At 63.0% G+C, this 14,465-nt stretch carries 17 protein-coding genes and 1 pseudogene; 7 read left to right on the top strand and 11 right to left on the bottom strand.

Going from position 1 to position 14,465, the window contains the following annotated elements; genetic code table 11:
• Positions 1 to 123: 123 nt before the first annotated feature.
• The 3 genes from QFZ30_RS03485 to QFZ30_RS03475 all read right to left on the bottom strand — a co-directional run bounded on the left by QFZ30_RS03485 (position 124) and on the right by QFZ30_RS03475 (position 2,928).
• A complete protein-coding gene (locus QFZ30_RS03485; RefSeq protein WP_307073523.1) occupies positions 124 to 1,050 on the bottom strand; it encodes a phosphotransferase family protein in 927 nt (308 codons plus the stop codon).
• 493 nt (positions 1,051 to 1,543) lie between these two features.
• Positions 1,544 to 2,353 carry an SRPBCC family protein gene (locus QFZ30_RS03480; protein ID WP_307073521.1) on the bottom strand — a complete coding sequence of 270 codons (810 nt, stop codon included), beginning with the start codon at positions 2,351 to 2,353 and terminating at the stop codon, positions 1,544 to 1,546.
• A complete protein-coding gene (locus tag QFZ30_RS03475) occupies positions 2,350 to 2,928 on the bottom strand; it encodes an ArsR/SmtB family transcription factor (protein ID WP_307073519.1) in 579 nt (192 codons plus the stop codon). Before QFZ30_RS03475 ends, QFZ30_RS03480 begins: the two co-directional genes overlap by 4 nt.
• A gap of 166 nt (positions 2,929 to 3,094) precedes the next feature.
• Between QFZ30_RS03475 and QFZ30_RS03470 the strand changes: the two genes are divergently transcribed.
• On the top strand, positions 3,095 to 3,514 hold the full coding sequence (locus QFZ30_RS03470) for a GNAT family N-acetyltransferase (RefSeq protein ID WP_307073517.1): 420 nt from the start codon (positions 3,095 to 3,097) through the stop codon (positions 3,512 to 3,514).
• Positions 3,515 to 4,274: 760 nt separating this feature from the next.
• On the opposite strand, the gene QFZ30_RS03465 is transcribed toward QFZ30_RS03470, so the two are convergent.
• Positions 4,275 to 4,844, bottom strand: coding sequence for an RBBP9/YdeN family alpha/beta hydrolase (locus QFZ30_RS03465; RefSeq protein WP_307073515.1), 570 nt, complete (start codon positions 4,842 to 4,844; stop codon positions 4,275 to 4,277).
• Between the two features lie 81 nt (positions 4,845 to 4,925).
• Here QFZ30_RS03465 and QFZ30_RS03460 point away from each other — a divergent pair, with 81 nt between their 5' ends.
• On the top strand, positions 4,926 to 5,063 hold the full coding sequence (locus QFZ30_RS03460) for a MerR family DNA-binding transcriptional regulator (RefSeq protein ID WP_307073513.1): 138 nt from the start codon (positions 4,926 to 4,928) through the stop codon (positions 5,061 to 5,063).
• A 342-nt stretch (positions 5,064 to 5,405) separates the two neighbouring features.
• Here the strand turns inward: QFZ30_RS03460 and QFZ30_RS21940 are convergent, their stop codons facing one another.
• Complete coding sequence (locus QFZ30_RS21940; protein WP_373462807.1) at positions 5,406 to 5,834, bottom strand: nucleotidyltransferase domain-containing protein; 429 nt, start codon at positions 5,832 to 5,834, stop codon at positions 5,406 to 5,408.
• A 95-nt stretch (positions 5,835 to 5,929) separates the two neighbouring features.
• Positions 5,930 to 6,385 (bottom strand): AAA family ATPase, encoded by a 456-nt coding sequence (locus QFZ30_RS03455; RefSeq protein WP_307073511.1) that lies wholly within the window; start codon positions 6,383 to 6,385, stop codon positions 5,930 to 5,932.
• A gap of 444 nt (positions 6,386 to 6,829) precedes the next feature.
• On the opposite strand from QFZ30_RS03455, the gene QFZ30_RS03450 reads away from it, so the two are divergent.
• On the top strand, positions 6,830 to 7,213 hold the full coding sequence (locus QFZ30_RS03450; RefSeq protein ID WP_307073509.1) for a PAS domain-containing protein: 384 nt from the start codon (positions 6,830 to 6,832) through the stop codon (positions 7,211 to 7,213).
• A 578-nt stretch (positions 7,214 to 7,791) separates the two neighbouring features.
• Positions 7,792 to 8,421: a recombinase family protein gene (locus tag QFZ30_RS03445; RefSeq protein ID WP_307073507.1), complete on the top strand. Its 630-nt coding sequence runs from the start codon at positions 7,792 to 7,794 to the stop codon at positions 8,419 to 8,421.
• Positions 8,422 to 8,507: 86 nt separating this feature from the next.
• Here QFZ30_RS03445 and QFZ30_RS03440 read toward each other — a convergent pair whose 3' ends face one another.
• The 3 genes and pseudogenes from QFZ30_RS03440 to QFZ30_RS03435 form a co-directional block, all read right to left on the bottom strand.
• Entirely contained in the window at positions 8,508 to 8,897 is a 390-nt protein-coding gene (locus QFZ30_RS03440; protein ID WP_307073505.1) for a hypothetical protein, read from the bottom strand.
• A gap of 143 nt (positions 8,898 to 9,040) precedes the next feature.
• Positions 9,041 to 9,364 (bottom strand): annotated as a pseudogene (locus QFZ30_RS21935) (LD-carboxypeptidase); the annotation flags it as partial.
• A complete protein-coding gene (locus QFZ30_RS03435) occupies positions 9,364 to 10,581 on the bottom strand; it encodes an MFS transporter (protein ID WP_307073503.1) in 1,218 nt (405 codons plus the stop codon). The pseudogene QFZ30_RS21935 and the gene QFZ30_RS03435, both read right to left, overlap by 1 nt.
• 153 nt (positions 10,582 to 10,734) lie before the next feature.
• On the opposite strand from QFZ30_RS03435, the gene QFZ30_RS03430 reads away from it, so the two are divergent.
• Positions 10,735 to 11,103 (top strand): hypothetical protein, encoded by a 369-nt coding sequence (locus tag QFZ30_RS03430; protein WP_307073501.1) that lies wholly within the window; start codon positions 10,735 to 10,737, stop codon positions 11,101 to 11,103.
• Between the two features lie 38 nt (positions 11,104 to 11,141).
• Here the strand turns inward: QFZ30_RS03430 and sigJ are convergent, their stop codons facing one another.
• Both sigJ and QFZ30_RS03420 read right to left on the bottom strand, forming a co-directional pair.
• Positions 11,142 to 12,083 carry an RNA polymerase sigma factor SigJ gene (gene sigJ / locus QFZ30_RS03425; protein ID WP_307073499.1) on the bottom strand — a complete coding sequence of 314 codons (942 nt, stop codon included), beginning with the start codon at positions 12,081 to 12,083 and terminating at the stop codon, positions 11,142 to 11,144.
• 121 nt (positions 12,084 to 12,204) lie between these two features.
• Entirely contained in the window at positions 12,205 to 12,864 is a 660-nt protein-coding gene (locus QFZ30_RS03420) for an SDR family oxidoreductase (protein WP_307073497.1), read from the bottom strand.
• A 216-nt stretch (positions 12,865 to 13,080) separates the two neighbouring features.
• Here QFZ30_RS03420 and QFZ30_RS03415 point away from each other — a divergent pair, with 216 nt between their 5' ends.
• Both QFZ30_RS03415 and QFZ30_RS03410 read left to right on the top strand, forming a co-directional pair.
• Positions 13,081 to 13,824 (top strand): SDR family oxidoreductase, encoded by a 744-nt coding sequence (locus QFZ30_RS03415; RefSeq protein ID WP_307073495.1) that lies wholly within the window; start codon positions 13,081 to 13,083, stop codon positions 13,822 to 13,824.
• Between the two features lie 159 nt (positions 13,825 to 13,983).
• Positions 13,984 to 14,307 carry a hypothetical protein gene (locus QFZ30_RS03410; RefSeq protein WP_307073493.1) on the top strand — a complete coding sequence of 108 codons (324 nt, stop codon included), beginning with the start codon at positions 13,984 to 13,986 and terminating at the stop codon, positions 14,305 to 14,307.
• Positions 14,308 to 14,465: the final 158 nt, after the last annotated feature.

The following is a 14,465-nucleotide window of genomic DNA, read 5'->3' as shown; positions in this document are numbered from 1 at the left end:
TTGGGAAGGTACTATGAAACAGCCTGCACGAAATCCTTCGTTTCCGTGCACGGACCGGCCGAATACTGCAAGCTCCTAACTCGGCCCACACCTGAACCATCGGACAACATGGTCTGGCCGTCGCTAGTTGCGCCATCGCTGTTGGAGCCATCGAAGGGTGCTCTGGCTGGAGAACTCGCGGCGGCGCTTGAGCTCCGCGGGCACACCGTGGGTGAGCGTGGCAGCATGCCGCCAGTAACTGGCCAGGATAGTGAGGAATGCGTCAACCGCCTGCGGATCCGCGTCCGTGGCCCGTGCGCTTTGGCGGAACAGGCTCTCCAGATCTGTTGATCCCGCGTCGGATTCCAGAAGCAAGCAGACGACATCAACCCAGTCCGGACCTATGCACGCCCGGCCCCAATCAAGAACGCAGATCTGCCCGTGTTCGTCTATTTTTAGGTTGTCGTGTCGCATGTCGAAGTGAAGCAGGGTTTCGCCATGAACCATGCTTTCCCATGATCGTTCGAGACCGGCAAGCCTCGGAAGGTGTTCCAGTTCCCACCCGCTCAGCTCCCCTACGGAGAGCAGCCCGCAGGATCCAGTCGCCAGGACCTGGGACCACGTTGAACAACGACCCCTCATCCGATCAGCGACGGTCGGCAGACTTGCCACAGGGCTCGGGTTGAGCAGGCGCGAGAACTCATCCAGCATTTTCATGACCGCCAAGAGCTGATCGCGCTGCCATGGCTCATCCGGTGTTTGCCCTTTGGCCACATCGAACACCAGGAGAATCCAGCCCTCCACCGATCCTTCGAATAACAACCGTGGCATCGGGACTTTGGACGCAAGCGCCTTGGCCACACGCGCTTCAGTTATGTAATCCGCTGCAGGAGGCGAATTCAGCGGGACGGCCTTTACGAAGAACACGTCCCCGGAAACGGCCAACAATCCAGTCACACCGCCGGAATAGCCGCCGATTGTGGACGTAAAGGTGAGCGTCTCGCTGTTGACGTGTTTCCGCAACCAGTCATGCACTCCGGGAGGCAGCCGACTCCAATGAACGTTATCCACGAGGTCATGCAATCAGGCTTGGCCACTAACTTCAACGGAACCAAGCGTCTTGCCGATCCGACGATCACCTAGTCAGTGGACGTGTTCCTCATTCCCAAGGAAGTCGCCCTGGCCGCTAATGAACCAACAAGCTGCGCCTTTTGAGGAACGTGCACCGGACAGCTGTTCCCTCCGCAGTGTAGGCACTCGCAAGCACTATCTTGTTGGTCTATATTTCCCAATCCGATGAGTACGGTCGGTTCTTTAGGGCCGCGGCGAGTTCCAAAGCTACTTCGACGGTTTTCTGCATTCGTCTGGCGACTGCTTCGGAGAATACACCGTCCGTTGCATCACGGTCACTGGCGTACACCATGTACGGATTGATGATGCATTTGAAGTCAAGGGTCATCGACGATGCCAGTCCGGTGTAAGCGGTATAGCTGTGTGGCAGGCCCCCGGCACATAGGAAGGTCACAAATTTGTCGAACCAGGCAGCCTTCCGGTCCGCGGAAGGTCAGGCCGGGACGACGAGCTCCTGCAGCCAGGTTTGCCACGCCGGTTTTTCGCGCCGCACGTAGTCCGCTGCGTCCGGGGAGAACAGGTACGCTCGTACGCCTGCCGTCGCCGTACCCTCGCCCGCGCCCTCGCCCTCGCCCTCGCCGTAAGCAAAGATGCTGAGCATCCCGGGCACCGGTGCGGTGAGCCGGACCAGCGCCTGCCGCTCGCCGGCACGCTCGACCCTACCGGTAGCACCGCGTATCTCGACCGTCGTACCCTCGTCGCCGAGCCGGAGGGCGTCGTGCAGGGTCGACCAGAGCGCCTGTGCGTCGCCGGGGTGGGAGGCGGTGGCCTCGAGCTGTGTGGCCTTTTGGCCTGGGAAGTGCGACAGGTAAAGGCGCAGGTTGTCGAAGAACGGCATCCAGTTGGCTCCCATGTCATCCCAGAACTCTGACTCCCAGTCGGCGCCGGTCCCAAAGCCGCTGGTGGTGACGCGAACGACGCAGGTGCCTCCGGATTGCGCCTCGACGAGGAACTCTGACGTCAGCGGGCTGAGGGCATCCGGGTCTTTGCCCATGAGGGCCGCCCAATCCTCCTCATATGCGAAGCGGCGCGGCGGATCCCAGCCGGTGACTTGGCCGTCGGAGCCCATCTCCGGGCCCATCGTGAAATGTAGGGAGCCTCCCTCGCGCTCCTCCATTTCAGTCGGCAAGAACCAGGCGCTCATGCCCGTGGCGGTGGCGATGGCCTGCCAGACCTGTTCCGGGGTCCCCGGAACCTGGACGCTGAACTCTAGGCGGTACGGGACGGTCGGGGTCGTGCTCATCGGTTCTCCTCAGGAAGGGGGTGTGCGGCGACGACGAGCCTATGCGGGCGCCCGTCGTCATGGTGGTAGCGAGCGGCCAGGTCGAGCACCGCGGCGGTCAGATCGTCAGCGAAGGCAGCCCGGTCGGCGGCCGATTGGAAGCCGATTTGCGTGTCGATGGTCAGCGTCGGCAGGCCCTTGCCGGACGCGTCGGCCCTGCGCGCCAGGGCGCCGACCTCCCGCATTAGCCTGCCGGCCAGCGCAACGAGGTACCGCACTGACAGGTGGTCGTCGTTGGCGTCCGGATCAGCCGCCGTCGCGCTTACAGCCGCTGGTGACACGACGAACGATGCAGCCGAGGCCTGCAGCACCCGCTCGGTGATGCCCCCGTGCCGGCGCTCCTCAAACAGCTCCACGAGGCCGTGCTCCTCAAGCGCCTTGAGGTGGTAGTTAATCTTCTGGCGCGTGATGCCGACTCTGGCGGCGAGCCCCCCGGCGGAGGCCGGAACAGCCAGCTCGCTGAGCAACCTGGCCCGGACCGGATCCAACGCGGCGGCGGCTGCCTTCGTGCTTTCGATAACTTCAACGTCTTGCACGTCACTATCGTGGCTTTGACAATAAAACTTGTCAAGGGTGGTTGCTTGGCTAAAGGTGTAAGACGGTACGAGCAACTCGTGAGTACTTTCGAAGGTATGGACGGGGTCCGGGGGTTTGGCAATCCTTTGCTTTGGGTTGGCCGATTGCTACAGGATTGGATGTGTGATGGACAATCGCACCGTTCTTAACCGTCTCCCCACGCCAAGCGAGCACCGTCGGCTCGCTGAGGCGGTCGGCTGGGCCCACGCCTTCGACTGGGAGACCATGCCCGCGTCCCTTGAGGGATCACTGGCCGGGGTGGTTGCCCTTGACGGCAGCCATGTCGTCGGCATGGGCCGCTTGGTGGGGGACGGCGTCAAGTACTTCTATATCCAGGACCTCGCTGTACTGCCCGCTTATCAAGGCCAGGGAATCGGGACGGCACTGCTCCGCCGACTACTGGACTATGTGGCTCGCACTGCACCGGCAACTGCATTCGTCGGGCTCTTTGCCACCCATGATGCCGTCTCGCTCTACCAGCGAGACGGCTTCACCCTCGGCGATATGACCGGGATGTTCCAGCTGGTCAGACCAGCCAGCGACTAGAGCTGCCGCCCACCGCCTAGATCGATGCCTGCAGTGCCCCTGTTCGGAAGTAGTCTGCACGGAATGTCGTAAGTCGCCTGCACACTTCAGCTGGCGCTGTGGATGTGTTCGTTAACGGAACCGTATTTGAACCGGTCGCCCTCTCTTCTCGAAAACGAAGGATCCCGATGACCAGGACCGCTGCCGCCAGCGGCCCTACTCAACCGGAAAAGTAGAGTACAGACTACTCGTGACGGGACGGCCGGCGGCGTGCTTTTATGGTGACAGGTGTGGTGGGCAAGGCAGCGGTGACACTGCCGGGTCAACCACACCGGCCATATATGCATTTCAGTTTCCGGAATACTGCCCGGGTGAATGCCGGGTCGGCGGTGAGATGGCCTCTGAGAGCCGCGGCCGTCCCCCCAGTCACCGCCGGCCCCCCAAACGAACACGTTCGACGGCGGAACGGCCGACGGCCGTGCGCCCGCCATCGTCGATTCGGCGCCGAGCAGATCGGCGCGCACACCAACATGTACTTCTGCGGCCCGCGGTATCCCGGCCAGCACTTTGGCATTGCGAGGCACGATGAGCTGTCCTTCGTTCCAGTCCGTTAGCCGGTCGATCACCGTACCCATGGTGCCCGTTAGCCGAACCTCTTACCGGACAGTTTTCTGGTGACGCTTTTGGGGCGAACGTAAGAGCCGACATAACGGCGGGATAGCCTCTCACGCCGCGATATCGGTGCGAAGTCCGAGGTCTTGGTCTGAGCGGGAATCGGGTTCTACCGCCGCAGCAGATCTAGCACGATAGAGAGGGCGGACACTCCGTCTTCGGTGAGGAAGTGGCCGGCGCCGGGTCGTATATGGAGTTCTGCGTTGAGCCGCTGTGCAAGCTCGTCGGATGCTGCCGCCGGCACGAAGGCATCCGCATCAGAGCGGACCATGGCCCGCACGCCAATATTTTTCGCGATGCGCTCTGCGTCGACATCAGTACTGAGGTACTCGTCCAGCACCGGCAGTGATTTTAGTGCCCCGGTGAAACCGGAGACGAGCACAAGCCCGCCGAGCTGCCATGGCTCCGTCAACGTTGCAAGTGCGCGCAGCACCGTTATGCCTCCCAGGGAGTGAGCCACGACCCATGTCCCCGCATCAGGGACTCCGATCACCTCCGCGACTGCGTCCGTCCACGCTGCGGCTTTGGGAGCATCGGGAGTAGGGAGAGTCACCACAGTTGCGTCAACGCCAGCGGTTTCGAGTGAGTCGCGGAGCCAAGGAAACCAGTGCGCATCCGGTGCGGCAGCGTATCCGTGGACTATGAGGACGCGTCGGAGAGAATGAGATGTATCAAGCATGGTTGTTATGTTCATAGCATGGGACCTTAAGGGGTCACGTCAGCGTGAAGGTCAAACATCGTCAGTGGAAGGACTGCAGGTTTGCTGATTGGGGAGCTGTCCGAGCGTACGGGAGTCAGCCGGCGTGCACTTCGTTACTACGAGGAGCAAGGCCTGCTCGTCCCGGGACCGGGCCTGCAATGGATACCGCGTCTATGCCCAGGATGCTCCCCCTCATAGTCAGTCAGATACAGGGCCTGTTCGCCGCCGGCCTCGACTCCGACGCGATCCGCCAGTACCTCCCATGTGCCCGCGGTAGTGCTTCACAGCTTGAAATGTGCGCCGAGCTGCGTTCACACCTGACAGGGCGGGCCGCCGAACTGGAAGCCCAAGCTGAAACACTTACCCGGCAGCGCGAGAAAATGTTGGCTCACCTCGCATAGAGATGTCACGGCTCGGGATGCTCTCTGTCCTATCCTTCACCGAACACTGATCTAAGGACAGCTTTCGTCCTCTTTGGAACGGGTTATTGCACTGGGTACACCTTCTGCCTGCGGGCAGTGTTTGACGCGGAGCGATGGCCTATCTAGCAACGGCCGCGGAAGCCTCTCTGAGCAGACCTGCGTCGTACAGAACGCGGTGCCCGTCGCTCAGGACGCGGCGCGTTCCCTCATCCAAGGGGAGATCAGCCCAGCTGGAGGGAGCAATGCCCAGTTCTACAATCAGCCCTGATGCCAGCCGAAACCTGCGTTCGCGTACTGGCCCCCATACCTCCGAGCGAATAAGGCGCGCTCCGGGATGGATCTGTCCAAACCATGCCGCGTCTTCAAGAGTTTCTGGTGTATCGCTCAACACCACTAGGTCAACATCGCTTGCCATCCGCTCGGCTCCCCGCGCGTAAGACCCAACGAGAGCAACAGCTCTCACTCGATCTTCATGCTTCGCCCAGGTAGCAACTTCACTGATGAGCCGCTGGACAGCCCGCCTGCGACCTTTCAATCTTGGTGTCATAAAAGGGATGCTATCCGCTGAAGACCCACTGCGGCCCCGTTAGAGGGTCGGTTACCGCACCAATAGTGCCCGTTAGCCCAATCGTTGATCGGGCGTCACGTCTCATAGGACGTCGCGATGAGACGTTCAACCTCATCCGCCAGTTCGGGGACGGGTCGACGACCATCGAGTTCGAGGGTTGCCCCGTTCCGAAGCAGCGGTTCGACGTCGAGAATGTATTGGCGGATCGCGGGCTGGTCTGTCTCTGAGTTGCCGTAGTGATTGTTCGTGCGAACCGAGACTCGCTCGATGAGGACTTCTACGGGTGCGCTCAGGAGAACAACAGCGGCGAAACGGTCATAGAACCGTCCTTGATTTTCGACAGTCCCCGAGACAACCAGTGACGAATCAGACGCCAGAAGTGCCGACATGCGCGGTTCATCCCATGTGCCGTCAGGAAGCACCCAGGCGTCGCAGTCGGTGTCGATGGTTCGGTAGCCCCGCCGGGACAACTCGTGCAGCACCGTTGTCTTTCCCGTCCCTGACATGCCGGTGATCAGAACTCGAGACATGAGAGTCAGCGTATACGGTGCGCCGGGGGGTGCCCGGTAGCCGATGGGCTACCGGACACTACGACAGGCGCTTCAGGACCGCATCTCCGGGAAATTTTATGACTCGCTCATGCTTAGAAGTTAGAAGGTTGACTTGGCAAAGGTGGGGCTGCAGTATCTGTCTATGACGGTCCGCTCGCTTGCTACAGTCCCTCATGAACTCGATGGACTACTACCTGCGTAAGTACAAGTGGGAATCGAAACAGCTCGCCGAGTTGGTCGCCGACCTGACCACGTAGTTTCTCGATCTCTACGACCCTGCTCATGGGCGAAGGGATGTCGCCAAATATGCGGGCTACTTCCTGGGCAACCGCGTCTTTGGGCTTTCGAGACCCAGGAGTCCCTTGGGGCTTGACCCAGCAAAGTCGCCCTCCTAGCGTGGTGGCAAGTGAAAGGAGCCTTACGATGACCGTGTCGCATGAGACCGCACTGGCAGAGCTGGCCGGGCATTTCAAGCCGGTCTTCGAGCAAAGCCCTGACGGCGTTTACCTCTGGCTCGACGAACAGCACAAGGTCTGCAACCAGCGGTTGGCCGCCATGTTCGGGTACGACGTCCGCGAGTGGCAGGAGGTCGACGACTTCGCAGACACGTTCATCGCGGACGAGAGTCGGTCAATGTACGTCTGGCACTACCAGCACCAAGTCGGCGGCCTGCAGTATCCGGTGTCCTTCCGCTTCCGCGGCAAGCGCAAGGACGGGTCAACTTTCGACGCGGAGACGGACATGATTCCGCTGACGTACGCCGGGCATGTCGTGGCCTACCACTTCGTCCGCCAGATCGGTGCCTAGCTACAGGGGCGGATTGGGGGCGATAAGTGCACCGCCCCCAACCCGTTCCGGTGAGAAGAAGCTCGATCAGCAGGCGAACTGCCACATGTAGCGGCGGCACTCCAGCGAGTATCGGCGCACAGCGGGGTTGTGGGCCGCCGGGCGGAACGCGAGCGTGTAGAACACGAGCGGGGCAACGAGCGCCCCACAGCGCTACTTCACAGGGCGGGCTATTGTCCTCTCTTTGCTGACCACCGAGCCGAGCCCAGCGGACTGGGGTGGGACTACCCCGCCAAGTGGTCCGTGGGGGTGCAGAGGATTTGGGCCCGACGCTGATAATTGGATTTGTCTAGGGCAATCGGCAACCGTAACTGCCCTCGACCGCTACCGCCCGCCGACGTACCCGGGAGTAAACGTGTGCAAGTCGGGTCGAAGCGTCCAACCCTGCGCTCCCGCTAGCCGGTCCCCTACCGGAACATGCTTCGCGGCCCACCGAGCCCATCAAAAAACGCCGAGAAGTGCTTGATGGCTAGATTCGCGTATGACCCGCCCGCGCAAAAAAGCCCGCTGAAGGTATCTCAACCGCTACAGGTATAACCATGACTGCCCACATCATCGGCTATGCCCGGGTGTCGACCAATGAACAGGACCTGACCGCTCAACGCAACGGCCTGGCTCTCCTTGGTGTGCCGGAAGCCCGGATCTACGTCGACCACGGGCTAACTGGCCGGAGCAAGGAACGGCCAGGGCTGCATGAAGCTCTCGCAGCTGTTCGCGCCGGCGACACCCTCGTCATCACCAAGCTCGACCGTCTTGCCAGGTCCCTGCCCTATGCCGGGGACATAATCGAGGAACTAACCAGCAGGGGCGTGAAGCTCAGCATCGGTGGTTCAATTCACGATCCGAATGATCCGGTCGGCCGACTGTTATTCAACGTCCTGTCCATGGTCGCCGAGTTCGAATCCGACCTCATCCGCGCCAGAACCCGTGAAGGAATGCAGGTCGCCAAAGCCAAGGGCCGGCTTCGCGGCAAGGCGCCCAAACTCAGCAAGAACCAGGAAGCCCACCTCGTATCCCTTCATCGGGTGGGACAACACACCACCACCGAGATCGCAGAACTGTTCACAGTTGCAAGAAGTACCGTGTACCGCGTCGTTCAACGCACTCCGGAAGAAGAACCTAAAACGAGGCAACCGAAAAGGGCCAAGCGCCAAACGGCCTCCAGCTGAGCAACCCGGCGCGCCAAAGTCCCGATTCAACTGTTTTGGAAATCGTTCGTTTCATGCACGAATAGTGCCGGATCGATGGAGGTCTATCAGCCAGACGTTAGTTTGCCGGCAGCCGTATCGATCGTGGCGGGGGCGCCTAGCTTGACGCAGGTCTGGTCCGGTCGGCCGTCTGCACCGATGCCATTGTGTCCGATTTTGAGGCCGCCCAGGACAGGGATGCCTAGGGGTTCCAGATGATCCTTAAGGACATCCACTAAGGTCCAGTCACGGTCTTCATAGTCATCGAAGCCGCTGAAGAGACCAAGTGCGACGCCTGCCAGGTTGTCGAGCGCCCCGGCTCGTTTCAGTTGAGTGATTTGACGATCGATCCGACCGAGCCCCATGTCGCGCTTGTCTTCCAGTAGAAGGATGGTGCCATCAAGGGCTGGCAGGCCGGCACCAACCATATGCGTGATCGATGAAAGGTTTCCGCCCACAAGCAATCCCGTTGCCCGTCCTTCGACCTGGATTCTTGCGGAGTAGGCCTGTGGGTCTGGGTTACAGTCACCGGCGTGTCATCCATCAGGAGTTGCCTCACTGAGGCGGTCGCCTCTGTGCCAACAGCAGCACCATGGATCGTCACCAGGCGGCACTCGCGCCAAAGAGCCATCTGTAGGTAGCTAATGTCGCTGAAGCCTATGAGTGGCTTGGGGTCGCGCCGGACTGCTTCGAAGTCGATCTCCTCGGCGATGCGATACGCACCGGCACCCCCTAGTGACGCGAAGATGGCCCGGACCCTTGAGTCACGAAAGGCGGCGTTCAGGTCATTGAGCCGATCCAGGTCGCGCCCGGCCATGTAGCCCCACTGGTCGAACACATGCGCACCGCGTTCCACCACCAAGCCCCAAGCAACAGTACTGACTCGGACCCTTGTCAGCTCGTAGCCCTCTGCTGGTGAGACGATCAGTAGTTCCGGCGGTGCCTGAGCCGGGGAATCACGACGGCGAACACGGCTGCCGCGGCGAAGCCCAGTATCCCGGTGGCTGAGACCCCCGCACCCAGGGATGCCAGCGCCGTCACCACGGAGAGCAGAACCGGCCCGCCGGTTGACCCCGCATCCGCAATGAACCGCCACAGGCCCAAGAACTGGCCGCGCCCGCGGTCCGGCGAGAAGTCAGCTCCGAGCGTCATGATCAGGCCGGAGCTGATGCCGTTCCCGAAGCCGATCAGCAGGGCTGCCAGCAGCAGCCCGGTAAAGCTCGCGGTGAGCGGGATCAGCAGCAGGGCGATTCCCATGATGATGGTGGAGGGTATAGCCACCCACTGCCGGCCCCTCCGGTCCATGAGCCTGCCGGCGGGGTAGAACACCAGCATGTCGATGGCGCCGGACAGGCCGTAGATCAGCGAAGCCTGCGTGGCGTCCATGCCCAGATGCTCAGCCCACAGCGGGATCACCACCTGGCGGGAAGCCCGCAGCGCACTCAGCAGCAGGATTCCCACGCCCAGTGTCAGGAACACTCCTGCGTGGGACACCGCCACATTCCGCAGCGTGGGTTCCGGGCCCTTATGGCCGCCGTCGGGCGCAGGCGGAACCACCAGATCCGGGATGGTGACGGCCAGGACCGCGGCGGCAGCCATGCCCGCGACGCCCACCCAGTAGGCGCCGGCGATCCCGGCGAACTGCATCACCCCGGCCCCAACAAACGGACCGATAAAGATGCCGATCCTGCTCACGCCGCCCAGTGTGGACAGCGCCCGCGCCCGGAACTGCACGGGCACCGCCTCGGTCAAGTATTTCTGCCGCGCCAGGCTGAAGACGCTGGCGGCCATCCCGACGACGGACATCGCCACCGCGAGCAGCCACAGTCCGTTGGGGATCAGGGAGGACGCCCCTGCCGCAGCGAGTGCCAACGCACCGGCTGCGGCAGCACCCACAATTGACCAGCGTTCACCGAACTTGAGCGTGATGAGGGACGCGGGCAGGTTGAAGAACCAGGAGCCCAGGCCGATGAGTGTGACGATCAGCGCGGACACCGCCACGGATGCTCCGAGTTCCCGGGCCGAGAGGACCACCACCGGAAGGACTGCGCCTTCGCCGATGCAGAACAGCAGCGCCGGTCCGAAAGCGGGTATTGCGATGCTCCGGAAGCTGAAAGGCGGCGGGCTGTCTGGCGAAGTCATCAGATTTATCCTATGGCCCGGGCGGGCGCGGGTCTCTTTTGTTGGGCGTCCTTGGAAATTCAGCCCACCCGGGGGTCACAAAGAGCCACGGGAGGACTAGCGTTTGCCTTGTGGAACGCTTCAATCCGTTCCCCACAACCAAAGGGAGTCTTTATGGGGGAATTGTGGATCCGCACCATCGGCAACAGCCTGATCCGTGCGGACAGAGTCACCGAAATTTCATCCACCCGCGGGTCCCTCCACGAGGAGCAGGGATATTCGCTCAAAGTCATCGTGGACGGCAAGGCCCACGTGGTGATTGACGACAGCGATCTTCAGGGCAGCCTGGCGGAACGGCTTGAGTACGCACGGCATGTGGAGGACGCGCTGCTGCTCGTCATGGATGAAGCCAAGGGCGCGGAGGTGGCCATGGTGGTCTGCTATGAGCCGGAGAACGAGCGCTGGTCCCTGGCTGCCGCAGCGGAGTTGGCTGGCGCCCTTCGTGCGGAAGCACCGCCCCGGGAGATGACCGGCGCTTCATAGCCGGACAATTCCAACGGGCCGCCCCAAAGAACAGAGCGTCAGTTCCAAAGCCCCAGCTTGCCCGGGTTCAGCACAATCCACACGTCCTTGACGGCGTCCCCCACGACGTTCAGGTTCATCACCCCGGTGGTCCGTCCGTCCCGCCGGAACGCCAGGGCGATGCCGTCCCCGGTTTCCCGCTCCTCCACGCCCAGGCCCGGGTTCTTGGCCACGATCCCCAGCAGGAAGCGGGACACGTTGGATACTCCGATCACGGGCCTGCGGGCGGCACTCACTATCCCGCCGCCGTCGGACTTCAACACCACGTCCGGATCCAGTACCGAGGCCAGGGCGGAGAGGCTGCCGCCGCGGCAGGCGTCCGCGAAGGCGCGCACAATGACGTCATGCCGCTCCCGCGTCGCCTCCCGCGAGCGCCCTTCCCGGACGTGCCTACGGGCGGCGGACGCCAACTGGCGGCAGGCCTCAGGGCTGCGGCCCACCACCTGGGCGATGTCCGCGTACGGCATGGCGAAGACCTCGCGCAGGACAAAGGCCACGCGCTCGGCCGGAGTGAGGGATTCGAGCACCACCAGCAGCGCGGTGCTCACCGTCTCGTCCAGGGTCACGGTGTCCGCGGGATCGGCGTGCTCGGGCCGTGACGGTGCGAACGGGCTGCCCGGGAGCGGCTCGGGCAGCCATTCGCCCACGTACCGCTCGCGGCGGGCCCGCGCGGAGCCCAGCATGTCCAGGCAGATCCGGCCCGCCACCCGCGTGAGCCAGGCGCGCGGCGAATCGACGGCGTCGCGGTCTTCCGGGGTCAGCCGGTACCAGCGCACATAGGTCTCCTGCACGGCTTCCTCGGCATCGGCCACCGTGCCGAGCATCCGATAGCCCAGGTTCATGAGGTGCCTGCGCTCCCCCGCGAGCTCCGCCAGCCCGGCATCCTGCGCGCCGTCAGGCCGCCAGCCCGTTCCCACGTCAGCCAATGCCCATCCCCTCATCGTTCCAAAACTGGTGCACCGCCGGCTGGCGCTGACCACTCAGCCAGCCGCTTCGGCGCCACCTGCCTCCGGTCAACGCGTCCGACGGCGGGAGCAGGGATCAGCGCGTCCGTCACCGCGCCTACGCCGATAGTATCGGCCGTTGGGTCCGTAACCACGGACCGCGGGTCCCCGGCAGCGACAAAACCCCGCGGACAAACTCGTCCAGGGCCAGCACTTCGGGCCCTGCCAGCTCGTGGGTGGCACTGCCCGCTGCCGGCTCTCCAGTGGCGAGCGCGGCAAGCTCGGCCATCACATCGTCCACCGCTAGTGGCTGTACCGGCTCGGAGGACAACCGGACCACTGCGCCGTCGCCGTACAGGGCGGCAAGGCCGGCCGCGAATTCGAAGAACTGGGTGGCCCGCAGGATGGTCACGGGGATGGGTCCCGCCAGGGCCGCCTCCTCCTGTGCCAGCTTGGCTACGTAGTAGGGATTTCCCGGAATGCGGTCAATGCCAACGATGGACAGGATCACGTGGTGTCCTACCCCCGCGATCTCCCCGGCGGCCAGCAGGTTCCGGGTGGATTGGGTGAAGAACTCCAGGGAATCATCAAAGGAGGGCGGGTTGGACACGTCCACCACCACGGCCGCGCCCTCCAGCGCCTCCGCCAGCCCGGCGCCGGTCCACGTGTCCACCCCGGTACTGGGCGACGCCGCCAGCGCAGTGTGGCCTTCCGCTTCCAGGGGCGCCACCAGTTTCCGGCCGACAAGCCCCGTTCCTCCCACAACACCAACCTTCATGGTGTTCCCTTTCGTGCGCGGTGGCCTGCCCCGGCGGCGGCCCCTCTACACACAGGACGACGCAGCCCGGCAAAACGTGAGGTGGAGGCTGGTGCCGCCAGGGTAGGACGGATTCCGAACCTCACGTTTGGCGACGCTCTATCGTCTTAGGAGTATGAACCATCCTCCACCTGCTGCCGGAACGCCGGCAGTCGCCGAACAAAAGGAAACGCACGCATGAACATCGCAGTCGCCGGAGGAACCGGGAAGGTCGGCCAACACGTGGTCGGCATCGCCAGGGAGCGCGGGCACACCGTGACAAGCCTTTCCCGCGGCGAAGGGGTTGACCTGATGACGGGCGGGGGCCTGGACTCGGCGCTCCAGGGCGTGGACACGGTCATTGACGTAGCCAGCATCCAGACCTTGTCCGCCAAGGCATCCGTTGATTTCTTCATCGCCACCACCGGCAACCTGCTGAAAGCCGGCAAGGCTGCAGGGATCCGGCACTACGTGGCGCTCTCCATCGTCGGCGCGGACAAGGCAGCGGTTGGATACTACGCCGGGAAACTGGCCCAGGAAGAACTGATCAGCCACGGAGACCTGCCCTGGACCATCCTGCGCGCCACCCAATTCCTCGAATTCGCCACCCAGATGCTGGAACGCGGCTCGGTGGGCCCGCTGGCGCTGGTGCCCAGGATGACCACCCAGCCCGTTTCCGCCCGCGAGGTAGCTGTGGCATTGGTGGACGCCGCGGAGGCAGGATCCCGGGGACGGGTGGCAGATCTGGGCGGGCCGCGGGTGGAGCAGCTCGTGGACATGGTCCGCGCCTATGCCCGGAAAACGGGCCAGCGGAAGCTGGTCCTGGGCTTCACCGCCCTGGGCCCGCTGTGGAAAGCGATGCGCAACGGTGCCCTGATCCCGGCTGCGGATGCCGCCGTCGGACACCAGACTTTTGCCGAATGGCTGGAAGAGGTGGCGTAGGGTCTCCGCCTCAGATCGGGGCTGGGGCTGCTCCATCGAGATGAAATATTCACCTACCCATGTTGCATACGTCACATTAGATGTCTAGGCTTGTCGAGGTTGCAGCGTCGCAGCCGTCGTGACTGCAGCGTCGCAGTCGCCGAAGAAAGGCAGAAGCAATTGACCGATAAGCTCAATATTCTTGTCCGCGTTGACCTCGATTACGCCCGTGCCCAGGTCTCAGCCAGGGGCCACGTTACCGTCCACAGCATCCACGCCCTCTACGTCGTGGTGAAACGCGCCAACGCCCTGAGGAAGGGCCTTGAGCTGGAAGTCGACATGAGGAACGCCTACGTCGATCCGGATGCGCTGGAGCAGTTGCGCACCTGCTCAAAAACCCACCACCTGCCGGTGATTATCGACCCGCTCCAGGAAGACTGCACGTTCAGCATCCTGCCGCCGGCCCAGCCGGCCCTGGCCGCAGCACACAAACTCGCCGCCTGAAGAGGCCCGCACCGGACATGGGAAAGCCCCTCCTAGGAGGGGCTTTCAGCGTGTAGGACAGAAGTTGCAAGGTATTTGTCAGCGGTGACGTGCTCCTCCTTCCCGGACGCTGGATGCGCCCAGCCGGTTTTCGTACACAAAGACCTTAACAAAGGATC

The sequence above is a fragment of the Arthrobacter pascens genome, assembly GCF_030815585.1.
In the GTDB taxonomy this organism is placed as follows: domain Bacteria; phylum Actinomycetota; class Actinomycetes; order Actinomycetales; family Micrococcaceae; genus Arthrobacter; species Arthrobacter pascens_A.
The sequence above is the reverse complement of the archived record's forward strand: the minus strand, read 5'-3'. Positions and strand labels throughout refer to the sequence as shown.